This window comes from Flavobacteriales bacterium (genome assembly GCA_020635795.1).
In the GTDB taxonomy this organism is placed as follows: Bacteria; Bacteroidota; Bacteroidia; order Flavobacteriales_E; family Vicingaceae; genus Vicingus.
The window spans coordinates 677,531-702,165 of record JACJZD010000001.1 but is presented as its reverse complement, the minus strand read 5'-3'; the positions used below and the strand labels follow the sequence as shown (position 1 = coordinate 702,165).

Below are 24,635 nucleotides of genomic sequence, written 5' to 3'. Positions count from 1 at the left end.
TTGTCCTATGAAACAAAATTTTTCATCAATCACTGATTTATTAGATGAATTAAAAAGACTTCTAATTATAAATAATATAGAAGATTCTTTAAAAATTACTGAGCAAAAATTTCCGTTTGGATTTATAATAGGTAACCCACGTAGTGGTACTACTTTTTTTACAGAGTACTTAGCAAATTCAGGGTGTTTTTCATACCCAACAAACACTTTAGCAAGATTTTCTTATGCACCTTATATTGGAGCTTTAGTTCAACAATTATTGTTTAATAAAGATTTTGATCCATTAAATGAATTAAATTATACAGATTCTTCTATTTTGTACAAATCAAATCTTGGGAAAACATCAGGTTTTCTAGCTCCAAATGAATTTCAGCATTTCTTCAGAAATTATATTTCGAACTATTTTCCTGAGTATATTAACCAAGAAGAATTTAAAAAGATTGATTTTAAAGAAATGAAAAGGAATCTATGTTTGATTGAAAATGTTTTTCAGCAGCCATTTATTACAAAAGCAATAATGATTCAATATAACTTGGTTGATTTTTATAAAGAAATACCTAATAGTATTTTCTTTTATTTAAAGCGTGATCCTTTCTATGTCATGCAATCTATTTATATGGCAAGAGAAAAATATTATGGTGATTTAAGTAAGTGGTGGTCAGTAAAACCAAAAGAGCATGAATCATTAAAAAACATGGATGTTTATCATCAAATTGCTGGTCAAGTATTTTATACTGATTTATCTATCCAACAAAGCCTAGAACAAATCCCTGAAGATAATAAGTTATTAATTGATTATGAGGATTTTTGTGTGAATCCACAAAAATATTTTCAAAAAATAAAAGAACTTTATAAAGAAAAAAATATTGAATTTAATTCCGATAAAAAAGGTGTAGAAAACTTATTTCAGAATAGCAATGTATTGAAGATTAAAAAATCAGAATTTAGTCGACTTAAAGATGCATATATTGATTTAAAAGAAAGCTTATGAAAAAAACGATGATAATTGGACTTGGTCCTGAATATAATTACCCTAACAAGGTTGAATTATGGCGAGCTGAAAACACGAGATATGCCAGTAATCATGGAGCTTCATTAATTTCTAGAGCATTACTTAAACAATTTAATGGAGAGCATGTTGAAACTAGTGAATTTAACAAAATAGATGAGCTTAACGAGAAATTCGACCAATGTATTATAGCATTCGCTACTCATATTACTAGCTGGAGAGATGTGTCTGTGTATACTAATTTTATAGAAAAACTTAAAATACCAGTTTATGCTTTTTCATTAGGAGTACAAGATTATTCAGGATCTGCTACAAGTATTATTAAAATTCATCCTTCACTTAAAAGGTTATTAGAAATAGTTTCTGATCGTTCTAAATTGTTAGGGACAAGAGGTCATTATACCGCAAGTATATTGTATAAAAATGGGTTTAAAAACGTTGTTCCTATTGGTTGTCCAACTATGTATTGGAATTTAAATAGGGATTTAAAAATTAATAAATCAAAAACATTCAATAATCCAGCAGTTGTTTATCATAGAACTATTGCAGGAAATGAAGGGTTTCATTTATTAAATTCCGTACCTCTAGTAGGGCAAGATTTTTTGGATGAAGTTGTATTTACTTCTAATCTTCAAAATGATGGGAGTCTTCTTCAAAATGAAACAAAAGCTTATAAAAAACAAGGGAATTATAATGAAATAATGAATCTTATTAAAAATAATGGTGTTTTTCATTATACATTCCAAGAATGGTTTGATTATCTTAAAACAAGAGATTTTGTAGTAGGCCCTAGACTTCATGGCTGTATTGGATCATTAATACAAGGTGTTCCAGCAGTTATGTTCGCAAGAGATCTGAGAGTTCAGGAAATAGCTCAGTTTTTTAATATCCCATATTTAAAGTACGAAGAATTGCAATTGAAATCCTCAATTCAACAAATTTACGATGAGGCAGATTTTGATGCTTTTAATAAAACTTATTCGTTAAGATATGATAATTATGTCAATTTTTTAAATGAAAATAAATTGGAACATAATTTAGAAAATTCTACACTTAACGAATCTTATGTTTATTCAGTCGAAGATTTAAGAACGGTAAATTTTATTTTGAATAGCGATGTTCAAGAACTAAAAATTAAACTTGATAAATTTGAAAGAGGATTGAGAACAGCAAATATTTTGTACGAATTTTTTGAAAAATTGCCTTTTGCAAAGAAGATAGGGAAATCTACAGAAAATTCTAAATAAATGACAATAGTTAAGGAACAACAAACTGATAATATTCCATTAGTAAGTATTTGTTGTGTTACTTATAATCATGAGAAATATATAAGACAAACTCTTGAGGGATTTGTTATACAACAAACAACCTTCCCATTTGAAATTATTATTTATGATGACGCATCAACCGATTCCACTCAGGATATTATAAGAGAGTTTGTCGAAAAACATTCTCATTTGTTTAAACCAATCTATCAGAAAGAAAATCAGTTCTCAAAAGTAAAATCAGGAATGAATCCAAGATTTACTTTTCCACACTCTAGAGGAAAGTATATTGCATTATGTGAAGGAGATGATTATTGGATAGATTCACTAAAACTACAAAAACAGGTCAATTTTTTAGAAGCAAACCCAGAATATAATATTTGTTTTCATAACGCTGTAATTTCTATAGAAAATATTATTCAAGATGAAAGGATTTATAAACCAAATAGAAAGAAAGATATAACAATTCTTGATTTATTGAGAGGAGACTATACCAAAACATGTTGTAGTGTTTTCAGGTATAACCATGGAATGTTTGAAGGTCGTTTTGAGTTACTTCAAGACACTGTAATGTTTATGATTTGCTTAGAAAATGATGCCAAAGCTTATTATCTCGATGAAGTGATGGCCGTGTACCGTATTCATGAAGGAGGGGTATGGGGTTTAAAATCAAAACTTAACAAACTGATGTCGAGTGTTAAAATATATGAACATCTTTTAACCACTTACACACAACAAAATTACAACAAGATAATTAACAACAAACTAAAAAAACTATCTGTAGAAATCAGTTTTATTTATCTAAAAGACAAAGATCTTAAAGCGTTTTTTAACTGGCAAAAAATATCCTTTCGTTATTATTCTTCCAGTTCCTACAAAATTTATTTCAAATTATTCCGAAAGTATTTCTTTAACAAAAATCTTTACAAAAATAAAATATAGCCATTAGTATCTGCTATAAATACCTAAAGGTAAATTAGGTATCCTTACCTAATTTTTACTAAATGGGTAAAAAAAGAAGAAAGAATCCAACCTTTTTCAATAGATTTGCGTTATATAGTTATACAAAAAAATATTCTTATGAAAAATATACTTACATTTTCTCTGATTCTTGCATCAACATTGCTTTTTGCTCAAACAGGTCCTGCTGGTGTGGGAAATTCTTCTTCCAATGTAATTTGGTTAGATGGTAATATTCTTAACTATTCTACCATTCCCTCTATTTCTTCATGGCCCGATCAATCTGGTAACGGAAATGATTTTTCACAAGGCACCTCATCTAGACAACCAAGTAGAGTTACATATAGTGGTTTTTTTGGTGTTCGATTTGATGGAGGCGACTGGATTAACAATGCAGGAATAGCTGCATTAAATGCCAATACCCATTCACAGTTTATTGTTTACAACGGTTCTAAAGCAAATCATACTGGGATGTTGTTTGAAAGTTCTTTTACACAAAGTAATCAGTTTTTCAGAACCTTTCGTACAAATACAGGTGATATTAAATCTTGGGTATTAAATAATGTTGGTGGTATTGTTTCTAATTCTACAACCAATTCATCAGCTTTTCAAATTGTATCGTCCATTTGGAATGGTAGTGGTCAAACATTTAACAGTTATAAAAATGGAACTTCAATTGGTTCACAAGTTGGAGCAAACGGTAACCCAACAGGTAATTATAAAAACAGCATCGGAGCTTCTGCAAATGGTAGCTATAGATTCGATGGAGATATGGGTGAAGTAATCGTTTACAACACTGTATTAAACTCTGCTCAACATAACATTGTAAACAATTATTTATCGTCTAAATTTAATATAACATTAGGTACCGACTTATACACTTATGACGTTACTCATAAATACGAAGTTTTTGGAATTGGACAAGAGGTTGATGGAAACAACTTAACCGCACAAGGGAAAGGAGTTGTTCAATTATCAACTGGCTCATTGGGTAATGGAGATTACGTTTTATCTGGACACGACAACACCAATTTATCATTAACTACCAATGATGTTCCAGTTGCTTTAACTGGTGGTTCAAGGTTAAGCAGAACATGGCGAGCTGATATTACAGGTACTCCAGGTGCAATTGATGTTTCTTTTAATGTTTCGTCATTACCATTGCCTTCAGGAAGTTACTATCTTTTAGTAGAATCGGCCAACGGTATTTTTAATGATGGTGGTGTAACCCAATATGGACCGTTTGCTGATATAGCTGGAACAGTAACCTTTAGTGGTGTAACATTAACTGATGGTGATTATTATACATTAGCTAGTGGTACCGCAAGCACAATTCTATCTGTGAAAACAGGCTATTGGGATGTTGCATCTACCTGGGATTGTAATTGTGTACCAACTTCATCTAATGACGTAACTGTTGTTGCTGGGCATACTGTAACGGCTAGAACTGCTGTAGGTGTTAAAAACATCACCATTGCTGGAAACTTAAACACAACTTTAACACCAACCTTTGATGTGTTTGGAGACTATACCGTAAATGGATCAGGAACAGTTTCTCATAAAACCATTACGTTTAAAGGAACTTCCACGCAAAAAATAACCAATAATACCGCTACAACAATCCCATTTAATGTATTGATAATCAACAACACAACAAATGTTGAGTTGTATACCGGTAAATTTTCAGTTTCAAACTACATTTCAGTTACTGCTGGTCAATTAAAAAACATTAGTGGAACTTTTACCATATTATCTGATGCTTCAAAAACAGCTGTAATTTTTAACAGTGCTAATGGTTTTTCTGGTGAGTTTGTGGTACAACGATATATTTCTCAACGAAACGAAGGATGGGGTAACATTTCATCACCAGTAACCAATAATCATTTACGTGATTGGGATTCTAACCCAACTGCAACAGCTCGAGAGCTTTACATGTGTGGTGTTAATGGGTTTTCAGGAAATTGTGGAGGATGGAAATCCGTATCATACTACGATGCTTCAATACAAACCTATGTTGATATAACTGATACATCGTATGTTCTTTCGCCAGGAAAAGCAATTGAATTATGGTTGGCTGATGATACTGCAACCTTTTTCAATACTACAATAGACTCTAGGGGAACACCAAACTTTGGTAATGTAAATGTAGCTGTTTTGAACGGAGATAATTTAGTTGGAAACCCCTACCAAGCATGGGTAAAATGGACCAGTTTAACTAAACCAACTTTAAGCAATTCATATTCCATTTGGAATACTAATAATGGGAGTTTTGATACAAAAACGTCAGGTTCAATACCTCCTCATCAAGGATTTTGGGTAGAGAGTACAGGTGCTGGCACACTAACTTTTACAGAGGCATCAAAATCTTCTTCTGCTTCGAGTACATTTTGGAAAACAAATAACGACGAAGATACTGAACCATTTATATTTACTGAATGTAAGTTAAAGGTGAGAAGTAATAATTACCCTTACGCTCATGAACTAAAGTTACGTTTGAACGATTTAGCTAAAATAGAAACTGACGAATTTGATGCAAATTTTAAAATGAGTTTAATACACGAAGCACCAAGTATTACCGCTACAAGCTTAAACTCAAAAAGACCATTAGCAATAAATTCATTTAATGCTGAAAATGATGTAGTTATTCCAATAACTGTAAAAGTTGGTATTGAAGGTTCTCATATTATTGAAGCTATTGATTTTGAAAAATTTTCTGAAGTATACACAGAGGTGATATTAGTTGACACAAAAACATCAACAAACTACAACTTAAAAAATACCAAACAAATTGAAGTTAAATTGAATACCGACGAGGAAGATAATCGTTTTGAATTACGATTATCTAAAACCAACTCAATGATTACTAATGGTTTCTCAGGAATTAATATTTACAAATCAGCTGAATTTACAGTTATTGAATTTGATGAATTGTCATCTACTTACGATGTTTCAATTGTTAATTTGTTAGGTCAAAAAGTAGTCAATGATTATTTAAACAACAACACTAATAAATTGTTAATTCCAAATAGTAGCTTACCAGCTGGAATAAATATTATAACAGTTAGAGATTACAACAATGTTTCAGTAAAAAAAATAAATTATTAACCAACCATTTGGTACTTTAGAACGTATTTAATTGTGTAATAAAAAAATTATATTAAATTTGCCCACGTTCAAAAATTTATGAAAAACCTGAAACAGTATATATTTACTTTATTATTTTTAATAGCAATAAGTTTTGTTAACAATGCATTTGCTGCTGGACCTCCTGGTGCCCCAACTCGAGGTGGTGGTGGTCCACCATGTTGGCCACCGCCATGTGTGCCAATAGATGGAGGGATTTCTTTCCTTCTTTTTGCAGGAGCATTATACGGAAGTAAAAAAGTATACGATATATCTAAAAAGGCTGAATAATTTCAGCCTTTTTTTTATTTCCCTACCGTCATTACGAAGAAGGTACGACTGAAGTAATCTGCCTAATCGAAGGACAGATTACTTCGGTGCCAACTCACAATGCAAACCCAATACCTCGCAATGACGTTCAATTAAAAATGTCATAAATTCGCAATAAAAATTAAATAAATGGAAAGAGGTGGATTTACCTACATCACAACCAATAAAAACAATACTGTTTTATATATTGGTGTTATTAGTGATTTAAAAATTAGAGTTCACCAACACAAAACCAAACATTTTGCAACCAGCTTTACTGCAAAATACAACATTGACAAACTAGTGTATTTTGAATTTTTTAGTAGAATTGAAGAAGCAATTGCTCGAGAAAAACAATTAAAAGCAGGTTCAAGAAAAAAGAAACTGGATTTAATTAATTCAAAAAATCCTGAATGGAAAGATTTATTTGATGAATTGTAAAACAATCGTTATTGCTTCTCCTTACCGTCATTACGAAGGAGGTACGACTGAAGTAATCTACCTAATCAATGGACAGATTACTTCGGTGCCAACTCACAATGCAAACCCAATACCTCGCAATGACGTGTGAAGAAATTAGTTCGCAATAATAGTACAGATGAAAAGCTACAACCTTTACAACTATTTAGCTTGTAAAACCGTTCTAATATTGTTTACTTTGTTGCTGTAAAAAAAATCAAAAATGACCAATACGCAATACCAACAATGCTCTAAAACCGTAATGGACAACATTGCTGACCCCTACATTACTTTTGATAAAGATGGTATCTGCAACTATTATCACGAGTATTACATCAAAGAAAAAAAACATGTAAAAAAGGGTCAGGAAGGCATCGATTTTTACAATAAAAAAATTGATGAAATAAAAAAATCTGGAAAAAACAATAAATACGACTGCATTTTAGGTTTAAGTGGAGGTGTTGATAGTTCTTACTTGGCTTATTTAGCTAAAAAAGATGGACTAAATCCATTAGTTGTACATTTTGATAATGGCTGGAACTCTGAACTGGCTGTAAAAAATATAGAGAGTATTGTTTCTAACCTTGGGTTTGATTTATACACTTATGTAATTAATTGGGAAGAATTTAAGGACATCCAATTGGCTTATATTAAAGCCTCTGTTATTGATATTGAAGCCATAACAGATCATGCTATTATTGCAACACTTTATAAACTTGCCGCAAAACACAAAATAAAATACTTTTTAAGCGGTTTTAATATAGTAACAGAGGGTATTTTACCAAAAGCATGGGTGTTTAATAAACAAGATGCTGAAAACATCAAATCAATTCATAAAACATACGGTACTATACCGTTAAAAACATTTCCCTTTTTAGATGCATTTAAAAAGCGATATTATTCAGTTGCTCTAAACATAGAATCTGTTCCGTTATTAAATTACATTAGTTATAATAAAGCAGATGTAAAACAGATTTTAATCAACGAATTGAATTGGAAAGATTATGGAGGAAAACATTATGAATCTGTTTTTACTCGCTTCTATCAAGGCTTCATACTTCCAGAAAAATTTAAAGTAGATAAACGTAAAGCTCACTTATCTACACTTATCTGTTCTGGTCAAATATCAAAGGAAAAAGCCGTTCAAGAACTAAAAGAACCTATTTGTGATGCAGAACAATTAAGTATTGACAAAGATTATGTTTTAAAGAAATTAGGCTTTAACGACCAAGAATTTGACGCTATTATGAAAATGCCTACAAGGTCGCATCTTGAATTTAAAACTGAATCAAAATCATACTTTGATAAATATCCTATTATTAAACCTCTAAAAGGATTATACAATCTAATAAAATCAAAAAGATAAGAGCATTTGAGCGGTTTATTTAACAACAAAACAATCGTTATTCTATCTCCAGAAGATTGGGGTAAAAATCTATTATCTAAACACCTATACGCACTTGAATTAAGTAAAAACAATACCGTTTATTTTATACACACGTCAGCACATAACTCACAAAAAGATAGCGTTGAAGTTAAAAAAATAGATGTCAATTTATTTATAGTTCACCTTAAATCAATTCCAAGAGGGATTTCAAAACTACCCTCTTTTTTGATTGACCTTCAGACAACTTATTTGATTAAAAAAATAAAAAAAAAATTAGCCCTTACCAAAATCGACGTTGTTTGGAGTTTTGACCAATCTAAATTCCAAAACCTCCAACAATTTAATGCTACTTCTACTATTTTCCATCCAGTAGATTATATTAAAAAAGCGCAAAAATTTACCAGTAAAATAGCGAACAGTGCCGATGTAGTGCTTTCTGTATCTAATGATATTCTAAATTCCATCTCAACCACTACTCCAAAATATTTTGTAAATCATGGTTTAGACACTCTATTCTTAACACCAGCTAAACTAGAGAATCGACCACCATACATATCCAACACATGTATAAATGTAGGTTATGTAGGTAATTTACAAATGAAATTACTCGATTGGGATAATCTAATTAAAACGGTTAAAGAAAATAATCATTTAAATTTTATTTTTATAGGACCAGATAAACCTTCAAATATTGGTGGTAATGTAGCTTTTAAAGAATTAGATGTTTTAAAAACCTTACCTAACACACATTTTACAGGCGAATTATCTAAAGAACAACTAACAAGTGTTTTTCCTTTTATTGATATCTTTTGGCTGTGTTATAATCAGAATAAATTTCCCATCGAAGTTTCCAACAGTCACAAAATATTGGAATATTTAAGCTCAGGAAAAGTTGTGGTTTCCAATTTCATATCATCTTACAAGAATATCCCAGTATTAGAAATGGTTAATGATAACTGTGATATTTCTGCTAAAATTCAATCTGTTGCTGCTAATATCTCTACGTTAAATGCTAACCAATTGAAGAATGAAAGGATTAACTTTGCATCAGACAATTCTTACCAAAAACAGATTCAACGTATTGAACAGATTTTAACTTCGAATAAATGAAAATTCTTTACATACCAGCCGAAAATGTAAAAGCAAAAGTTTCTCGTTCATATTTTATGGCCAAAGGTTTAAGCAGTTCTTGTGAACTATATAAAATATATTGGTACGACAACAGAAATAGGTTTTGGGAAGGCAAACAACCATCAAGCATTTATACGGCTAAATGTTTTTTAAAATCACTTTTTTCCAGAATTAAAGTTGAAAAATCAGATGATTTTGGTTACAATGTTTACGCATCAGTTTTTTTAAATGCTTTTATTGGTAAACTTATTGGTAGGTATATCGCTATTAAGCTAATGAGAAAATATAACTTAAAAACACTAAATAAAATAGTAAAACAAATAAATCCTGACATTATATACCATGCCGATGGTTTTTATTTTTTTCCAGCACTTAATTCTTCCATCCCTGAGTTTTCTGATCTGCAAGATGACATTAATTGGAAGAATATTCCTGCAAGTTATTTAAAAGATGAACAGGATTATTATCATAATCAATTTAAAGTTACAACTATAAATTTTATAGTTTCAGAAAGTGCAGCAAAAAGCTTTAATAGGTTTGTTGAGGCAAAATTTATTCCTTTTGATAATGGTGCCGATTTTAAAACCATAAGAAGTTTTTCATCAAACGAACTATTAGAAATAAAAAACCGATTTAATATTCCTTCTGATAAAACGCTAATAAGTTATATTGGAGGAGCTCATAAATTTGATGTGTTATTTACAGAAAAGCTTGTTCAAGCATGTAAAAAAGAACTTCCTGATATTCATTTTTTATTAGTTGGAAATATACCCGCTATCAGTTCTAATAATGTAACCAATCTCGGATTTCTTTCTGAGAAGGATGCTAATAAAATGTATAGAATTTCCGACATTGGAATCACATTAAAAAACACAAAAAATGATAATTTCCTTTACAACTCAGTTCCATTAAAATTTATTCAGTACGCAGCAGCCCAGAAACCTATAGTTACCTTTCCAATTAAATGGTCAGAAGAAAACAATTTTAAAAATATTTTTCATGTTGAGGATGAAAACATTAGCGATTGGATAAAGATGATATCTCATGTTGCTAATAATTTTGAATGGAATGATTCTCTTGAAAAAATTTGGGGAATATACGATTGGCAAGTAGTTGCTAATACAATTTTAGAGAAAATGGAAAAACAGATTAATACCCCTTTAAATAAATAACATTACCTATAAATTTTTCGGGAATTGCTGAAACAGCCAAAATCTTGCCCCACTTATTTAGCAAATGTGGCTTATATCCATATTGCATAGGAAAATCAAATAATTCCTTGGCTGAATAACCCAAACGTTTGCAATGCCCATAATCTACTTCTAACTGAATAATCCCTTTTGTTGTTTTCTCTAAAATATCAACAGCTCCTTTTAAACAATTTATTTCACCCCCTTCAATGTCTATTTTTAATAAATCGATATTAGTAATGTTATTTTGAACACAATAATTATCTAAGGTTTCTAAAAGAATGGTTTCATGCTTACTCCCTACATTCTCGGCTAATGTAGCAGCTCCCATGTTTTTTTCATCAAAAAAAAGCTTTAATTCTCCTTTTTTATCTGACAATCCTACTTTATTCACATGAATATTTTTAAAGCCATTGAGTTCAATATTTTTAGTTAATCTGAGATGATTAGTCGAATTAGGTTCAAACGAATGTATTTCACTATCAGGATATGCATGCTTTAATGCCAAAGTATAATTTCCAATATTCGCACCTATATCAATAATCTTTTTAATTTGATTATTTGGAAATGAAGACAAGTATCTGACGTATGGTTTTTCATAAATATCAAACATATAAATTTGCTTCATTACATACTCACTTAAATTAATATGAAATTTTAGTCCTGTACTATTAGTGAAAACAAAATCTTGAGTATTATTAGGTATCTTTATGAAAGTAGACAATCTTTTCTTTCCCATCTCTAAAGGAAAGTTTCTTAAATAATATAGAAGTAATTTTTTCATTATCATTATGCTTAAAAGCAATATTAAAGATTTTTTATTGTATATCTTTGTCTTAGTTCAAATATGCTAAATCTTGATATATTAACAAAACGCCTGCTAATTATTTCCTTAATTTGGATAGTAATTGATGGTGTGTTTCGAAAATGGGTTTTTCCACAATGGAGTACTCCAATATTCGCTGTTAAATATCTACTGTTTTCCCTAACATATTTATTATTTCTAGCCAAAACCAATTTCCGATTACCTTACCTAAAAAAATCATATCAATTATTTATTGTATTACTTTTTTTATGGTGTTTCTTAAGTTTTGTTAATCCAAGTTATAAAACTAGTTGGTTAGTAAAATTGTTCGGACTTATCAATTATGTATTTTTCATTCCGCTATTATTAATTGTTCCGCACTATTTTAACAGCACCAATTTTTTTGAAAAAACAATTCGTTTTCTTGCCTATTTATCTATACCTATATATATTGTTGGAATTATTCAGTATTTTTTACCTGTCGACCATATTCTAAATTATTTACCCAACGAGGAACAAAAATATAATCGAGTGGCTGAATATACTAGAGCCTTGTCTATATTTAGTTTTGTTAAAATATACAATGTTTATTTACTGTTTACAACAACTCTTTTTTTCAGTTATATCTATTATTTGTATCAAAAAAATCGTTCCGTAGTTTTTTATGTTGTATTATTATTCTTAGGTGTTCTTAATCAGTTTATGAGTGGTTCAAGATTACCATTGGCCCTAATGTTTCTATTTTTTTTATTCATTACAGCTTTTTTATTTGTTAAAGTCCCTATTCTTAGAAAAAATGTAATTGTTTCAATTATTGTTGGGATTATCTTAACCACTATTTTGTATAATGTAAGTGATACTTTTAATACTGCCATTTCAGCTTTTCTTAAACGTGCAGAAATTGTGGAGCAAGTAGCCGAAAAAGGAAGAGAAGGATACGGAGCTAGAGATAGAACATTAAATAGAATTAATCTTTTTAAATATGCCAATGAAGCAGGTTGGTTAGGTTTTGGGATTGGAACTACTTATCAAGGTACTGGAATGGTACTTTCTAATTACCGAACAGATTTACCCTTTGAAGAAGAAGGAGAAAGAATTGTGTTGGAACTAGGAATAATTGGTGGTATACTTTTAATCTTATTAAGATGGAGTATATTTTTGTTTGCGTTACTAACATTTCTAAATACAAAAATAGTGAGTATAGCCTTGCTTAAAATTGCCTTATTATTGGCTATTCTGCCACCTATCTTCTTTCTTAATAATACTACTTTTAATTATTTTGATGGTTTCAGTTATTGGTTTTCTTTTGCTTTAATATTAGCTTTAAACCACATCGAAAAGAGACAACTTAATGAAAACTAATGAAACTGCTTTTTTTACATAGATCTAAAAGTTTTGGCGGATTTAGTTTTGAAGAGCTATTTACTACCATTAAAAAATGTCTTATTGATTTTGAAATAACAGATTTTTATGACAAGGAGTTTCCATCTTTCTGGAAAAACGTTAAAACTGTAAAAAAAATTAATTCAGATATCATACATATAACAGGAGGTGTAGGTTATTACTCTTTATTTCTTCCTACAAATAAAACAGTTTTAACTTTTCACGACACTAACCATTATGAATTTGATTTAAAGGGTATAAAAAAATGGTTATATGGTTGGATTATTTACAAAATACCAGCTATGAATGTTGCTAAAATCACAACAGTATCAAATCATACCAAAAATAATTTAGTTCGTTATCTTAATATACCTGAACAAAAAATCGAAGTTATTCCTAATTGCTATCCTCTTGAGTTTAAACAAAAAATCAAAGAAAAATTAAATTCAACACCAACCATTTTACATATTGGTACTAAACCAAACAAAAATTTAAACAGGTTGATTGAAGCCACTAAAGGATTAAAAGTTGAGCTTGTAGTTATTGGAAAATTAACCGATACCCAATTACTTCTGTTAAAGAATTCCAATATTAATTTTACAAATAAATTTAACTTAACAAGAGAAGAAATTTATACTGAATATATAAACTGTGATATTGTAGCTTTTATTTCTTTACACGAAGGATTTGGTTTGCCTATTATAGAAGCCAACGCAATTGGAAGAGCTGTAATTACATCAAACTTATCGTCAATGCCCGAAGTTGCAAAAAATGCGGCTTTACTTGTTGACCCATACAAAATAGAAGAAATAACAGCTGGTTTAATAAAGCTAATAGACGATGATGGTTATAGAAACGATTTAATAAATAAGGGATATCAAAACGCACAAAATTACACTCCAAATAGTATCGCCAATAAATATAAAAACTTGTATCAATCTTTAGTTAAGCTATGAAATTAGTTGTTTCTCACTATACCGATGAATATAAAAAACAAGTCATGAACCTGATTTGTAGAGAATATAACTATGAGTTAAAAACTTATACTGAATTCTTCCATAAATTTTACGAACATCAATTCCAACATAACGCCATAAAAATTATTGTTATTGATGAAGATGCTCATAATTTAGTGGTTGGTTTTTTTGCATTATTTCATTGGCCCTATCAACTTAATAGCAAAAAATACAATGCATACAAAGGTGTAAATGCTATAGTTATGCCAGAATATAGAGGTTGTGGAATTTTTAAAAAAATTTTAAAATTTGTTGATGAGAACTTAAACACAACCCCTCAAATTGATTTTCTTATTGCGACACCACTTCCTGCCGCATTTATTGGTTTTAAAAAAAACAATTGGAAACATTTACTTGATTTACACTGGTATATTAAACCCAATAGCCTATTTTCGTTTTTATTTCCAATAAATGATTTTAAATTGAAATCTATTTTTAATGAAAAAAAACTAAACAACATAACTTTAATAAAAAACCAAATACACCAAGACGATTCTGAAACCTTTAATGATTGGAGAGCTTATTATTATAAAACTAAAAAATACTACCTTTCTTATAAAGATGGAAATGATATTGTTCAATTTGGAGTAAAAATAAATATTAGAAAAAAAATAATTAGAGAATTAATAATCGGAGAAGTAGCTACCAATAATTATGAAACACAATTCTTGATGAAAGGATTGAACCATTTATGTAAAGAGGTAAAAAAAATTCATGCTATTAGTTTTTTATCTATTGCAGCTAATCCTCATAACGACATTATTATAGAAGCAATTAAGTTGAATAATTTTAACAAAATAAAAAAAGTAATTCATATTGTAGTTAAAGATTTAACCAATAATACTCAACTGCTAAATCAAAAAAAGTGGGTTCTTTATAGAGCCGACTTAGATTCTTGGTAAACGCTTGAAAAATATATTACGAAATACTATATTATCTTCCCTTGGCAGTATAAAATCGATTGCTAATGGAATTCATATTTTAAATAGCCATTATATTGGGAGAAATGATTTACCAAAAGAAGTATTTCATGATTTATTAAACAAACTTTCTAAAAAAGCCGATTTTATTCGAATTGAAGATGCTGTTGATGCAATTCAAAACAAAACCCTCCAAAACCAAAAACTGATTGCTTTTACTTTTGATGATGGGTTTGAAGAATGTTACACTAAAATAGCTCCAGTTCTTACTGATTTTAATACAAACGCTGCTTTTTTTATTAATCCAGGTTTTATTGATGGCAACGAGAATTACATTAAACATTTTACCAAAAATGTTGTTCATATAAATAAACAACCAATGACATGGAAAATGATAAAAGAATTACACCAAAAAGGTTTTACAATTGGTAGCCACACCTATGATCATGTTCGTTTAGTTGGCTTAAACAACATGCAACTGCAAAAACAAATTACTGAATCTAAAAATCGTATAGAGGAGCAAATAGAATCTACTTGCGAATATTTTGCATGGACATATGGTAGAAATACCGATATTGATGAAGAAGCATTAAATCTTGTAACTAAACATCATCAATATATATTTGGAGGAGATAATTACACCAACTATTATTCTTTTGATAATAGAGTTATAAACAGACGACATATTGAAGGTAATTGGCCAATTCATCATGTTAATTATTTTCTTTCTAAACCAAAAACATACTAATGGTGAAGAAGAAAATACTCATATTTATTGATTGGTACAAGCCTGGTTTTAAAGCAGGAGGACCAATTCGCTCTATTAGTAATTTAGTTAGCTATTTGAGTGAATCTGCCCATGTTTATATTGTTACAAGAAATACCGATTATTTAGAGAGTATTCCTTATTCAAACATTAATACAAATTGTTGGAATCAACTTGATAAATCGTCTGTTTTTTACCTCTCCAACAATAATACTAGTTATTCCACTATTAAAAAAATAATAGTAGAAACCAAGCCTAACGTTGTATATTGCAATAGTCTATATTCTCCATATTTCACTTTAATACCTCTTTTTATTGCAAAAAAACTAAAAATTAATTCGGTTTTATCAGTAAGAGGAATGCTATCTAGAGGCTCTTTAGCTGTTAAAGCCAACAAGAAGAAAGTTTTTTTATCAATAATTAAGCTACTGAATTTATTCAAAAACTGTACTTTTCAGGCTACCAGTTTGGAAGAAAAAAAGGATATTGAACGACATTTTGGAACAAAAAGAAAAATTATTGTAGCAAACAATCTACCTGAAAAAAGTTCAACCCCTTATACCGAAAAACCTAAACAAGAAAATCATCTTAAATTAATTTCTATTGCTCGAATTGCACCCGAAAAAAACACCTTATATGCTCTTAGTGTGCTTAAAAATTGTAAAAAAAACATTGAGTTTGATATTTATGGTCCAATATACAAAGACGAATATTGGATGGAATGTCAAAACATAATCAACCAAATGCCAAACAACATCGTTGTAAATTATATGGGAGTTTTACATCATGAAAAAGTGAATGAAACACTTCAACATTACCATGCTTTTTTCCTGCCTTCAACAGGCGAAAATTTTGGACACAGTATCATCGAAGCCATGAAAAATTCGTGTGTTGTTATATTATCGGATAAAACTCCTTGGCGAGAATTAGAAAAAATAGGTGTTGGATTTGATATTCCACTTGACAAACAAGATGTTTTTTCTAAAAAAATTGATTATTTAGCAACTCTTTCAGCAGTTGATTTTAACATTTATACAAAAAAAACTTACGATTATATTATTAACAAGACTGATGTTTCTGAAACGCTTTTACAGTACAAACAACTTTTTCAACTTTAAATTTGAATTCATAACTTAGCCAAAACAAAGATTTTAACATGTATATATTAGGAATTAATGCATATCACGGAGATTCATCAGCCTGTATTTTAAAGGATGGAAATGTTATTGCTGCATCTGAAGAGGAAAGATTTAGAAGAATTAAGCATTGGGCAGGATTTCCATCAGAAGCCATTAAATTTTGTTTAGGAGAAGCTAATATTGACATTACTCAAGTAGATTATATTACTATTTCGCGCGACCCATCAGCCAATTTGCATAAAAAGATTGTACATGCTGCAAAAAACTTGGTTTCAGTAAAAGCTTTAAAAGATAGACTTGCTAACTCAAAAAAAGTAGTAAGCGTTAAAGGAGAACTTTCAAAAATTTTCAATGTTACTGAAGAACAAATTAAAGCTGAAGTAAAAAACATTGAACACCATAGAAGTCACTTAGCTAGTGCCTTTTTTGCCTCTCCTTTTGATGAATCAGCCATACTTTCCATTGATGGTTTTGGAGATTTTACTTCCACCATGATTGCTACTGGAAAAGGAAAAAAAATTGATGTTTTAGATTCTGTTATTTATCCTCACTCTGCTGGAATATTTTATACTTCATTAACTCAATATTTGGGTTTTCCACATTATGGTGATGAGTATAAAGTTATGGGATTAGCTCCTTATGGTGAACCTAAATATGTTGATGAATTAAAGAAAATCATTATTTTTAAAGACAATGGATTGTTTGAGTTAAATACCAAATACTTTACTCATGCCAAAGAAGGTGTGAGTATGAGTTGGGAAAATGGTGACCCTCACATTGAATCTATTTTTTCTAAAGAATTAGAAAATTTATTGGGTCCAGCTCGTAAAAGTGGTGACGAATTGACTCAAAAACACAAAGACATTGCAACTTCAGTTCAGCGAGTTACAGAAGAGTTAATTTTTCATATTTTAAACCATTTACAAAAAAGAACGGGGCTAGAAAACATTTGCATTGCTGGTGGAGTTGCTCAAAACTCTGTTGCCAATGGTAAAATTTTAGAACGTACTACTTTTAAAAATGTGTATATCCCTTCAGCTGGACATGATGCTGGAACAGCATTAGGCTCTGCTTTATGGCTATACAATCATATTTTAGAAAACGACAGATTACTTGCTATTTATAATGCTTACACAGGCTCTAAATCGAGTAATGAGGATATTGAAGCTTGTTTAAAAGCTGAAAAAGTAGAATACACTAGATACAACAATGATGAACTATTGGATTTAGTTTCAGATGCATTGGTTGCTGGTAAGGTAATTGGATGGTTTCAAGGTAGAGCGGAGTTTGGACCGAGAGCTTTAGGTCATCGTTCTATTATTGTTGACCCAAGAAGAACTGATGCTAAAGAATTGCTAAACTCTAAAATAAAACGTAGAGAAAGCTTTAGACCTTTTGCTCCATCAATTTTAGAGGAGTACGTTGCTGAATATTTTGAGAAAACCGACAAAGTTCCTTTTATGGAAAAGGTTTATCCAATTAGAAAAGAAAAACATGCCGAAATACCTGCTGTAACTCACGTTGATGGAACTGGTCGTTTACAAACTGTTGAAAAAGGCGATAGATACTACGATTTGATTGAGAAATTCAGACAAAAAACAGGTACTCCAATTCTATTAAACACTTCGTTTAACGAAAACGAACCCATTGTAAACACACCAAAAGAAGCATTAGCCTGCTACTTAAGAACCGATATGGACATGTTGGTGTTGGAGAATTGTGTGGTTTCAAGAAAGTAGTTGTAAATACAACCTACTAAAGTATGAAAAAACAAATATATCTTCCTGGTCTGAATGGAATTAGAGCTATTGCTGCTGTAATTGTTTTAATATTTCATATTGATATTTTTATTTCTGCTTTTGATTTAAAACCATTAGGATATGGAAATACTGGTATGGCTGGATATGGAGTTGTATTATTTTTTGTTTTAAGTGGTTTTTTAATTACTTATTTGATGATGCATGAAAAAGAAACGTTCAAAAAAATTAATCTTCCCAAGTTTTATATTCGAAGAATATTAAGAATCTGGCCTATTTATTATCTTGTTATTTTTGCTACGTTTATCTTATTTTTTATAAACCCATCACTTATTAATTTTTCTCAAGGTGAGGTTGTAGAAAGCTTTCTTTTATACACATTATTAGCTTCAAATATAGGGTATGGATTAGGAATTGGAACTTTGGCGATCAGACCACTATGGTCTGTTGGAGTAGAAGAGCAATTTTATGCCTTCTGGCCCTTTTTAGTCAACAAATCAAAAAATATTTTAAAAACACTAATTGGAGTAATAATTGTTTACTTAATCTTTAAAGTAGCAAGTAATTTTATTCACCCAAAATTATACACTATTATTAGTATCTCTCGTTTCGATTGTATGGCTTTAGGTGGAATTGGTGCTTACTTATACTTTTCAAAAAGTAAGCTATTACACTATATTTACCTTCCCTTTACTCAAATAGTTTCTTGGTCTGTATTAATTGTTTCTATTATCTATAAACCTTTAGGATTACTACCAATTATTGATAAAGAAATTCATGCTTTATTTTATTTATTTATTATTTTGAATGTAAGCACCAACCCTAAAAGCATTATTAAATTAGAAAATAAACTATTTGATTTTATAGGGAAAATCTCTTATGGCATATATGTTTATCATATGTTTACCTTGGTTATTCTTTCTTATCTTCTAACTGAAGTATTTCATTACCAACCTACCAATTCAACTGTTGATTATATATTGGTTTATAGTTTAATGATTACTTGTACTTTTGGCTTGGCAACTTTATCTTTCAATTACTTCGAACAATTTTTCTTGAAAAGAAAATCCAATTACATGAAAATAGCATCTAAAAGTTCTGCCAATTAAATGAAGCCCAAAGTATCTATCATAACGGTTTGTTACAATAGTGCAAAAACTATTGAAGACACTATACAATCGGTTGTAAACCAAGCTTACGATAACATTGAGTATATTGTTATTGATGGTGTTTCAACCGATAATACCTTAGAAATTATAAACAAATACAAAAACCAAATTACTACCATAATTTGCGAAAAAGATAAGGGAATTTATGATGCCATTAATAAAGGGATTGGTTTAGCTACTGGTGACATTATTGCTAACCTCAACTCCGACGATTTTTACATTGATAATAATGTGATTGCTGATGTGGTAGCCACTTTCGAAAAAGAAAAAACGGATACCCTTTATGGCGATTTGTATTATGTTGATGCTGTTGAAACGAACAAAATTGTACGTTATTGGAAATCGAAAAAATACAAAGATGGATTGTTTTTAAAAGGTTGGATGCCACCTCACCCCACATTTTTTGTAAAAAAGGAGGTTTATCAAAAACATGGATTGTTCGATTTACAATTTAAATCGGCTGCCGATTACGAAATTATGCTGCGCTTTATACACCGTTTCAAAACCAGTATTGCTTATTTACCTCGTGTAGTAGTTAAAATGAGGGTTGGAGGTGTTAGCAACGCTAGTTTAAGCAACCGTATTAAAGCCAACAAAGAAGACCGAAGAGCTTGGGAAGTAAACGGATTAAAACCAACTGCTTTTACGCTTATTTTTAAGCCTTTATCAAAAATATTACAGTTTGTTAAGAAGTAACCGCTTTCCTTACGAAGCCCGATTGGAGGTAAGAAACCCAGAAAAATCGGTATTATCCTTTTTGTCATGTTGAGCTTGTCGAAACATCTTCTTTTTAAGTTATAAGATTCATCACTTTGTTTTATTTTGAAACTGAAGTTTCAATAAAACATCGTTCAGAATGACAAATAAATTAAGACTAAAACTCCTTATTCTTCATTTCATCAAAAACCAGTTGAATACCTTCTTTTAAGGAAATTTTACTTTTCCAACCTACTTTTGCTAGTTTAGATACATCCATTAACTTACGAGGTGTGCCATTTGGTTTCGAAGCATCAAACTTGTATTCGCCTTTAAACCCTGTAACTTCTTTCATTAAATTGGCTAATTCCAACACCGTAACATCTGTTCCTGTTCCAATATTAAAAATTTCTTCACCTTCGTAATTCTGCATCAAAAAATAACAAGCGTCTGCCATATCATCAACATGCAAAAATTCACGCATTGGCGAACCATCTCCCCAAATTTCAATGGTACTTTGGTTGTTGCGTTGAGCTAAAATAAATTTACGGATAAAAGATGCAAACAAATGCGAACTTTCTGGGTCGTAATTATCGTTTGGTCCATATAAATTGGTTGGCATTACCGAAATAAAATTATCGCCATATTGTCTTCTGTACGATTCACACAACTTAATACCAGCAATTTTTGCAATAGCATAAGGCTCGTTGGTTTGTTCTAAAACACCCGTTAATAAATACTCTTCTTTTATAGGTTGTGGAGCCATTTTAGGATAAATACACGACGAACCTAAAAACAACATTTTTTTTACTTTATTTACATGTGCTGCATGAACAACATTCAATTCAATCATCAAGTTATCATAAATAAACTCTGCACGATAAATGTTATTGGCTAAAATACCCCCAACTTTTGCAGCACTCATAAACACATAATCAGGTTTTTCGGTAGCAAAAAAATCGTTTACCGCTTGTTGATTACGTAAATCTAATTCTTTAGAAGTTCTAGTAATAATATTGGTATAACCTTCCTTTTTAAGCTTACGCTCAATAGCAGAACCAACCATACCTCTATGTCCGGCAATGTATATTTTGTCTGTTTTATTCATGTTGATTTAAAATATCGTGTCCGCCAGCTTTAAGGTATTGATCGCGTTTAAACAAGGCTAAATCTGCCTGAACCATGTCTTTACACAAACTTTCTAAATCATGTGTATGTTTCCAACCCAATTCACGTTGTGCTTTAGACGGGTCTCCAATTAATAAATCTACTTCAGTTGGTCTAAAATATTTTGGGTCGATTGCAACAATTACGTCACCTGTAGTTTTATTCTTTCCTTGTTCGTTTACTCCTTCTCCACTCCACTCAACTTCAATGCCCACTTCTTTAAACGACATGTTGATAAAATCTCTAACTGTTGTTGTAACTCCTGTTGCTAACACATAATCATCGGCTACATCTTGCTGCAACATTCTCCACATTCCTTCCACGTAATCTTTTGCATGACCCCAATCACGTTTAGCATCAATATTACCAAGATATATCGTTTTTTGTAAGCCTAATTTAATTTTAGCAACACCTCGGGTTATTTTTCGAGTAACAAAAGTTTCTCCTCTAAGCGGACTTTCGTGATTAAACAAAATACCGTTACAAGCATACATTCCATAAGCTTCACGGTAATTTTTAACTATCCAAAAAGCATACAACTTAGCCACAGCGTAAGGGCTACGAGGATAAAAAGGAGTTGTCTCCGATTGTGGGACTTCCATTACTTTACCGTACAATTCAGATGTTGATGCTTGATAAAAGCGAGTCTTTTTTTCTAATCCTAAAATTCGAATAGCTTCTAACAAACGTAAAGCTCCAGTTCCATCAGCATTTGCAGTATATTCAGGTGTTTCAAACGACACTTGAACATGCGACATCGCCGCTAAATTGTAAATTTCATCTGGTTGAACTTGTTGAACAATTCTAATCAAATTGGTAGAATCGGTCATATCTCCATAATGCAACTTGAATTTTACATTTTTTTCGTGCAAATCTTGATACAAATGGTCAATTCTGTCTGTATTAAACAACGAACTTCTTCTTTTTATTCCATGAACTTCATATCCTTTGTCTAATAAAAGCTCAGCTAAATAAGCTCCATCCTGTCCCGTTACACCTGTAATTAATGCTATTTTACTCATCTGTTTTAGTTTGTTACAATAATACGAAGAAATATTAAAAAGCGTTTATATAAAAAGTTAGCTGTAAACCTTTTTTAGTTGTTCAAAAACATCGGCAACTGCTGGACAAATTTCAGTGTTTTTTACTGAAATATCTAATATTTGATAAAAACGTTTTCGGTTGGTATGAGGATATTCGCGACAAGCAGTTGGTCGACTTTCATAAATGGTGCAATAATTTTCATAATCTAAAAACGGACAAGGAGCAACATTTAACACATAATCTCCTACTTCATCTTTATGTAAATATTTTTCTATTACCTGCGATGGGCGAACTTTTAAGTGTTTGGCAATTCTATCAATATCTCGTTCATAAAATGTGGGACTGGTAGTTTTACAACAATTGGCACAATCTAAGCAGTCAATTTTTTTAAAAGCCAAATCGTGTGCCCGATGAGTAGTGTCATCCAAGCTTTTTGGTTTCGATTTTTTTAACTTGTTAGCTACTTTTAAAATATCCGTTTTATTTTTTTCGGCAAATTCAAGTTTTTGCTTTAGTTCGTTATTCATCTTACTAGTTGCTTGTTAATGGTTATTTCTGACTCCCATCTTCTGTCTTCCCACTTCCAACTCCTAATCATTTCTCTTTTACCTGGAGGACCCGCCAAGGTTTCTAATTTAAAACCCAACTCTTTAATGGTACGTTTAACTACACCTTTAGCACAATAGGTAACTAATACTCCTCCTTGTTTTAGTGATTTATACATTTGTTCAAAAATAGATTTCGACCACATTTCTGGTTGAATATCTGGTGCGAAAGCATCAAAAAAAATGACATCAAACTTCTCTTTTTCATGAATATTTTTCAACTCATCATGAAGTTTAGTTAAACTAAAATAATCATCAATTTTAACTGATTTACCCCACTCAACTTCGTGTAAATTCAAATATATTTCTTTATCCGAGCAAATTAAATCGGTATAATTTAATTGTTTAATCAACTCTATATTTAATGGATGAGTTTCAACACTCGTATAATTTATTTTTACTTGATTCTCGTTTGCAAACAATTGAGTTAAATGTGCATTTAATCCTGTTCCAAAACCAACCTCAAACACCTCAATTTCATTACAATTGTTTATTGCCAAATAATCGGTTAGTCCTTTTTGTATAAAAACATGTAAGGCTTCGTTAATTGCCCCTTTGGTTGAATGATAGGTTTCATTCAATTCTTTAACCAACAAAGTGTGCGAATTATCGCCTGTTATTTTAAGTTCAAGATGGTACATGAATATTTTATGATAAAAATCATATATAGTTATTTATATATGTGTATCTTTACACAAAATTAATTTATTATGGTAACAAAGAAAGATATTGACAGAAGTATTTCGTTTAACGAATATTATGAATTGGTAGAAAAACTAGCTAACGAAGGCGGAACAACAGGAGATGACCAATCGCAAGCGATGATAGATTATACCAAATTGAATTTTTCGAGAATAAAAAGAATTTTAAAGACAACCGATGCCATTCCAGAAATAACCGAAACTTTAGCTTGCTTTAATGAAAAAATTACGTGGTTGGTTATTGCAGAAAGTTGGTGTGGTGATGCTGCTCAAAATGTACCTGTAATGCAAATAATGGCAGAAGTAAATCCAAACATTACTGTTAGAGTAATTTTAAGAGATGAGAACCCCGAATTAATGAATCAATATCTTACCAATGGAGGTAAATCCATTCCTAAATTGATATGTTTAGATGAAAACTTAAATGAATTAGGTACTTGGGGTCCTCGCCCTCAATTTTTACAAGATTGGCTAAAAAAGGAAAAAGCCAATCCTACAATGGAAATGAGTGCTTTAAAAGAACAGTTTCAGGTTTGGTACACCAAAGATAAAGGACAAACCTTACAGAAAGAAATGCTTTTATTAATGAAAGGTTGGTTAAAAAAAGAATGCTTTTGAGCAAATTCAGACGTAG

Annotated in this window: 24 protein-coding genes; 19 read left to right on the top strand and 5 right to left on the bottom strand. The window is 30.6% G+C overall.

The annotated features are described in order from the left end of the window. The first annotated feature begins 7 nt into the window (after positions 1–7). The 10 genes from H6589_03035 to H6589_02990 all read left to right on the top strand — a co-directional run bounded on the left by H6589_03035 (position 8) and on the right by H6589_02990 (position 10,815). Entirely contained in the window at positions 8–991 is a 984-nt protein-coding gene (locus H6589_03035; GenBank protein ID MCB9173557.1) for a sulfotransferase, read from the top strand. Further along, positions 988–2,256, top strand: coding sequence for a polysaccharide pyruvyl transferase family protein (locus tag H6589_03030; protein ID MCB9173556.1), 1,269 nt, complete (start codon positions 988–990; stop codon positions 2,254–2,256). The genes H6589_03035 and H6589_03030 overlap by 4 nt, the downstream gene beginning before the upstream one ends. Then, complete coding sequence (locus H6589_03025; GenBank protein ID MCB9173555.1) at positions 2,257–3,216, top strand: glycosyltransferase; 960 nt, start codon at positions 2,257–2,259, stop codon at positions 3,214–3,216. 138 nt (positions 3,217–3,354) lie between these two features. Then, positions 3,355–6,339 carry a hypothetical protein gene (locus tag H6589_03020; GenBank protein MCB9173554.1) on the top strand — a complete coding sequence of 995 codons (2,985 nt, stop codon included), beginning with the start codon at positions 3,355–3,357 and terminating at the stop codon, positions 6,337–6,339. 78 nt (positions 6,340–6,417) lie between these two features. Beyond that, entirely contained in the window at positions 6,418–6,648 is a 231-nt protein-coding gene (locus tag H6589_03015) for a hypothetical protein (GenBank protein MCB9173553.1), read from the top strand. Between the two features lie 168 nt (positions 6,649–6,816). Further along, on the top strand, positions 6,817–7,107 hold the full coding sequence (locus H6589_03010) for a GIY-YIG nuclease family protein (protein ID MCB9173552.1): 291 nt from the start codon (positions 6,817–6,819) through the stop codon (positions 7,105–7,107). After that, positions 7,097–7,237: a hypothetical protein gene (locus H6589_03005; protein MCB9173551.1), complete on the top strand. Its 141-nt coding sequence runs from the start codon at positions 7,097–7,099 to the stop codon at positions 7,235–7,237. Before H6589_03010 ends, H6589_03005 begins: the two co-directional genes overlap by 11 nt. Before the next feature lie 111 nt (positions 7,238–7,348). Then, the gene (locus H6589_03000; protein MCB9173550.1) at positions 7,349–8,491 is read left to right on the top strand and encodes an N-acetyl sugar amidotransferase; all 1,143 of its coding nucleotides are present in this window, start codon (positions 7,349–7,351) and stop codon (positions 8,489–8,491) included. A gap of 6 nt (positions 8,492–8,497) precedes the next feature. Then, complete coding sequence (locus tag H6589_02995; protein ID MCB9173549.1) at positions 8,498–9,622, top strand: hypothetical protein; 1,125 nt, start codon at positions 8,498–8,500, stop codon at positions 9,620–9,622. After that, positions 9,619–10,815: a glycosyltransferase gene (locus tag H6589_02990; GenBank protein MCB9173548.1), complete on the top strand. Its 1,197-nt coding sequence runs from the start codon at positions 9,619–9,621 to the stop codon at positions 10,813–10,815. The genes H6589_02995 and H6589_02990 overlap by 4 nt, the downstream gene beginning before the upstream one ends. Here H6589_02990 and H6589_02985 read toward each other — a convergent pair. Continuing rightward, positions 10,793–11,617, bottom strand: coding sequence for an FkbM family methyltransferase (locus H6589_02985; GenBank protein MCB9173547.1), 825 nt, complete (start codon positions 11,615–11,617; stop codon positions 10,793–10,795). The genes H6589_02990 and H6589_02985 overlap by 23 nt on opposite strands. 723 nt (positions 11,618–12,340) lie before the next feature. Here H6589_02985 and H6589_02980 point away from each other — a divergent pair. From H6589_02980 to H6589_02945, 8 genes are read left to right on the top strand one after another with little or no spacing between them, the layout of a single operon-like run. Continuing rightward, positions 12,341–13,000: a hypothetical protein gene (locus tag H6589_02980; GenBank protein ID MCB9173546.1), complete on the top strand. Its 660-nt coding sequence runs from the start codon at positions 12,341–12,343 to the stop codon at positions 12,998–13,000. After that, positions 13,000–13,977, top strand: coding sequence for a glycosyltransferase family 4 protein (locus H6589_02975; GenBank protein ID MCB9173545.1), 978 nt, complete (start codon positions 13,000–13,002; stop codon positions 13,975–13,977). Before H6589_02980 ends, H6589_02975 begins: the two co-directional genes overlap by 1 nt. Beyond that, the gene (locus H6589_02970) at positions 13,974–14,939 is read left to right on the top strand and encodes a GNAT family N-acetyltransferase (GenBank protein MCB9173544.1); all 966 of its coding nucleotides are present in this window, start codon (positions 13,974–13,976) and stop codon (positions 14,937–14,939) included. The genes H6589_02975 and H6589_02970 overlap by 4 nt, the downstream gene beginning before the upstream one ends. 4 nt (positions 14,940–14,943) lie before the next feature. Further along, positions 14,944–15,705 (top strand): polysaccharide deacetylase family protein, encoded by a 762-nt coding sequence (locus H6589_02965; GenBank protein MCB9173543.1) that lies wholly within the window; start codon positions 14,944–14,946, stop codon positions 15,703–15,705. Further along, positions 15,705–16,841: a glycosyltransferase gene (locus H6589_02960; GenBank protein ID MCB9173542.1), complete on the top strand. Its 1,137-nt coding sequence runs from the start codon at positions 15,705–15,707 to the stop codon at positions 16,839–16,841. The genes H6589_02965 and H6589_02960 overlap by 1 nt, the downstream gene beginning before the upstream one ends. A gap of 38 nt (positions 16,842–16,879) precedes the next feature. Further along, positions 16,880–18,601 carry a carbamoyltransferase gene (locus H6589_02955; GenBank protein MCB9173541.1) on the top strand — a complete coding sequence of 574 codons (1,722 nt, stop codon included), beginning with the start codon at positions 16,880–16,882 and terminating at the stop codon, positions 18,599–18,601. A gap of 23 nt (positions 18,602–18,624) precedes the next feature. Next, positions 18,625–19,728: an acyltransferase gene (locus H6589_02950; protein ID MCB9173540.1), complete on the top strand. Its 1,104-nt coding sequence runs from the start codon at positions 18,625–18,627 to the stop codon at positions 19,726–19,728. Further along, positions 19,729–20,484, top strand: a complete 756-nt coding sequence (locus H6589_02945) for a glycosyltransferase (GenBank protein MCB9173539.1) — start codon at positions 19,729–19,731, stop codon at positions 20,482–20,484. It abuts the gene before it with no gap. Positions 20,485–20,662: 178 nt separating this feature from the next. Here H6589_02945 and H6589_02940 read toward each other — a convergent pair whose 3' ends face one another. The 4 genes from H6589_02940 to mnmD are packed head-to-tail and all read right to left on the bottom strand — an operon-like array spanning position 20,663 to position 23,941. Next, positions 20,663–21,592 (bottom strand): GDP-L-fucose synthase, encoded by a 930-nt coding sequence (locus H6589_02940; protein ID MCB9173538.1) that lies wholly within the window; start codon positions 21,590–21,592, stop codon positions 20,663–20,665. Beyond that, positions 21,585–22,673 (bottom strand): GDP-mannose 4,6-dehydratase, encoded by a 1,089-nt coding sequence (gmd, locus tag H6589_02935; GenBank protein MCB9173537.1) that lies wholly within the window; start codon positions 22,671–22,673, stop codon positions 21,585–21,587. The genes H6589_02940 and gmd overlap by 8 nt, the downstream gene beginning before the upstream one ends. A 57-nt stretch (positions 22,674–22,730) precedes the next feature. Beyond that, positions 22,731–23,222, bottom strand: a complete 492-nt coding sequence (locus H6589_02930; GenBank protein MCB9173536.1) for a YkgJ family cysteine cluster protein — start codon at positions 23,220–23,222, stop codon at positions 22,731–22,733. Beyond that, positions 23,219–23,941: a tRNA (5-methylaminomethyl-2-thiouridine)(34)-methyltransferase MnmD gene (gene mnmD / locus H6589_02925; protein ID MCB9173535.1), complete on the bottom strand. Its 723-nt coding sequence runs from the start codon at positions 23,939–23,941 to the stop codon at positions 23,219–23,221. The genes H6589_02930 and mnmD overlap by 4 nt, the downstream gene beginning before the upstream one ends. A 69-nt stretch (positions 23,942–24,010) precedes the next feature. On the opposite strand from mnmD, the gene H6589_02920 reads away from it, so the two are divergent. Then, complete coding sequence (locus H6589_02920) at positions 24,011–24,619, top strand: thioredoxin family protein (GenBank protein MCB9173534.1); 609 nt, start codon at positions 24,011–24,013, stop codon at positions 24,617–24,619. The last annotated feature ends 16 nt before the right edge of the window (positions 24,620–24,635 follow it).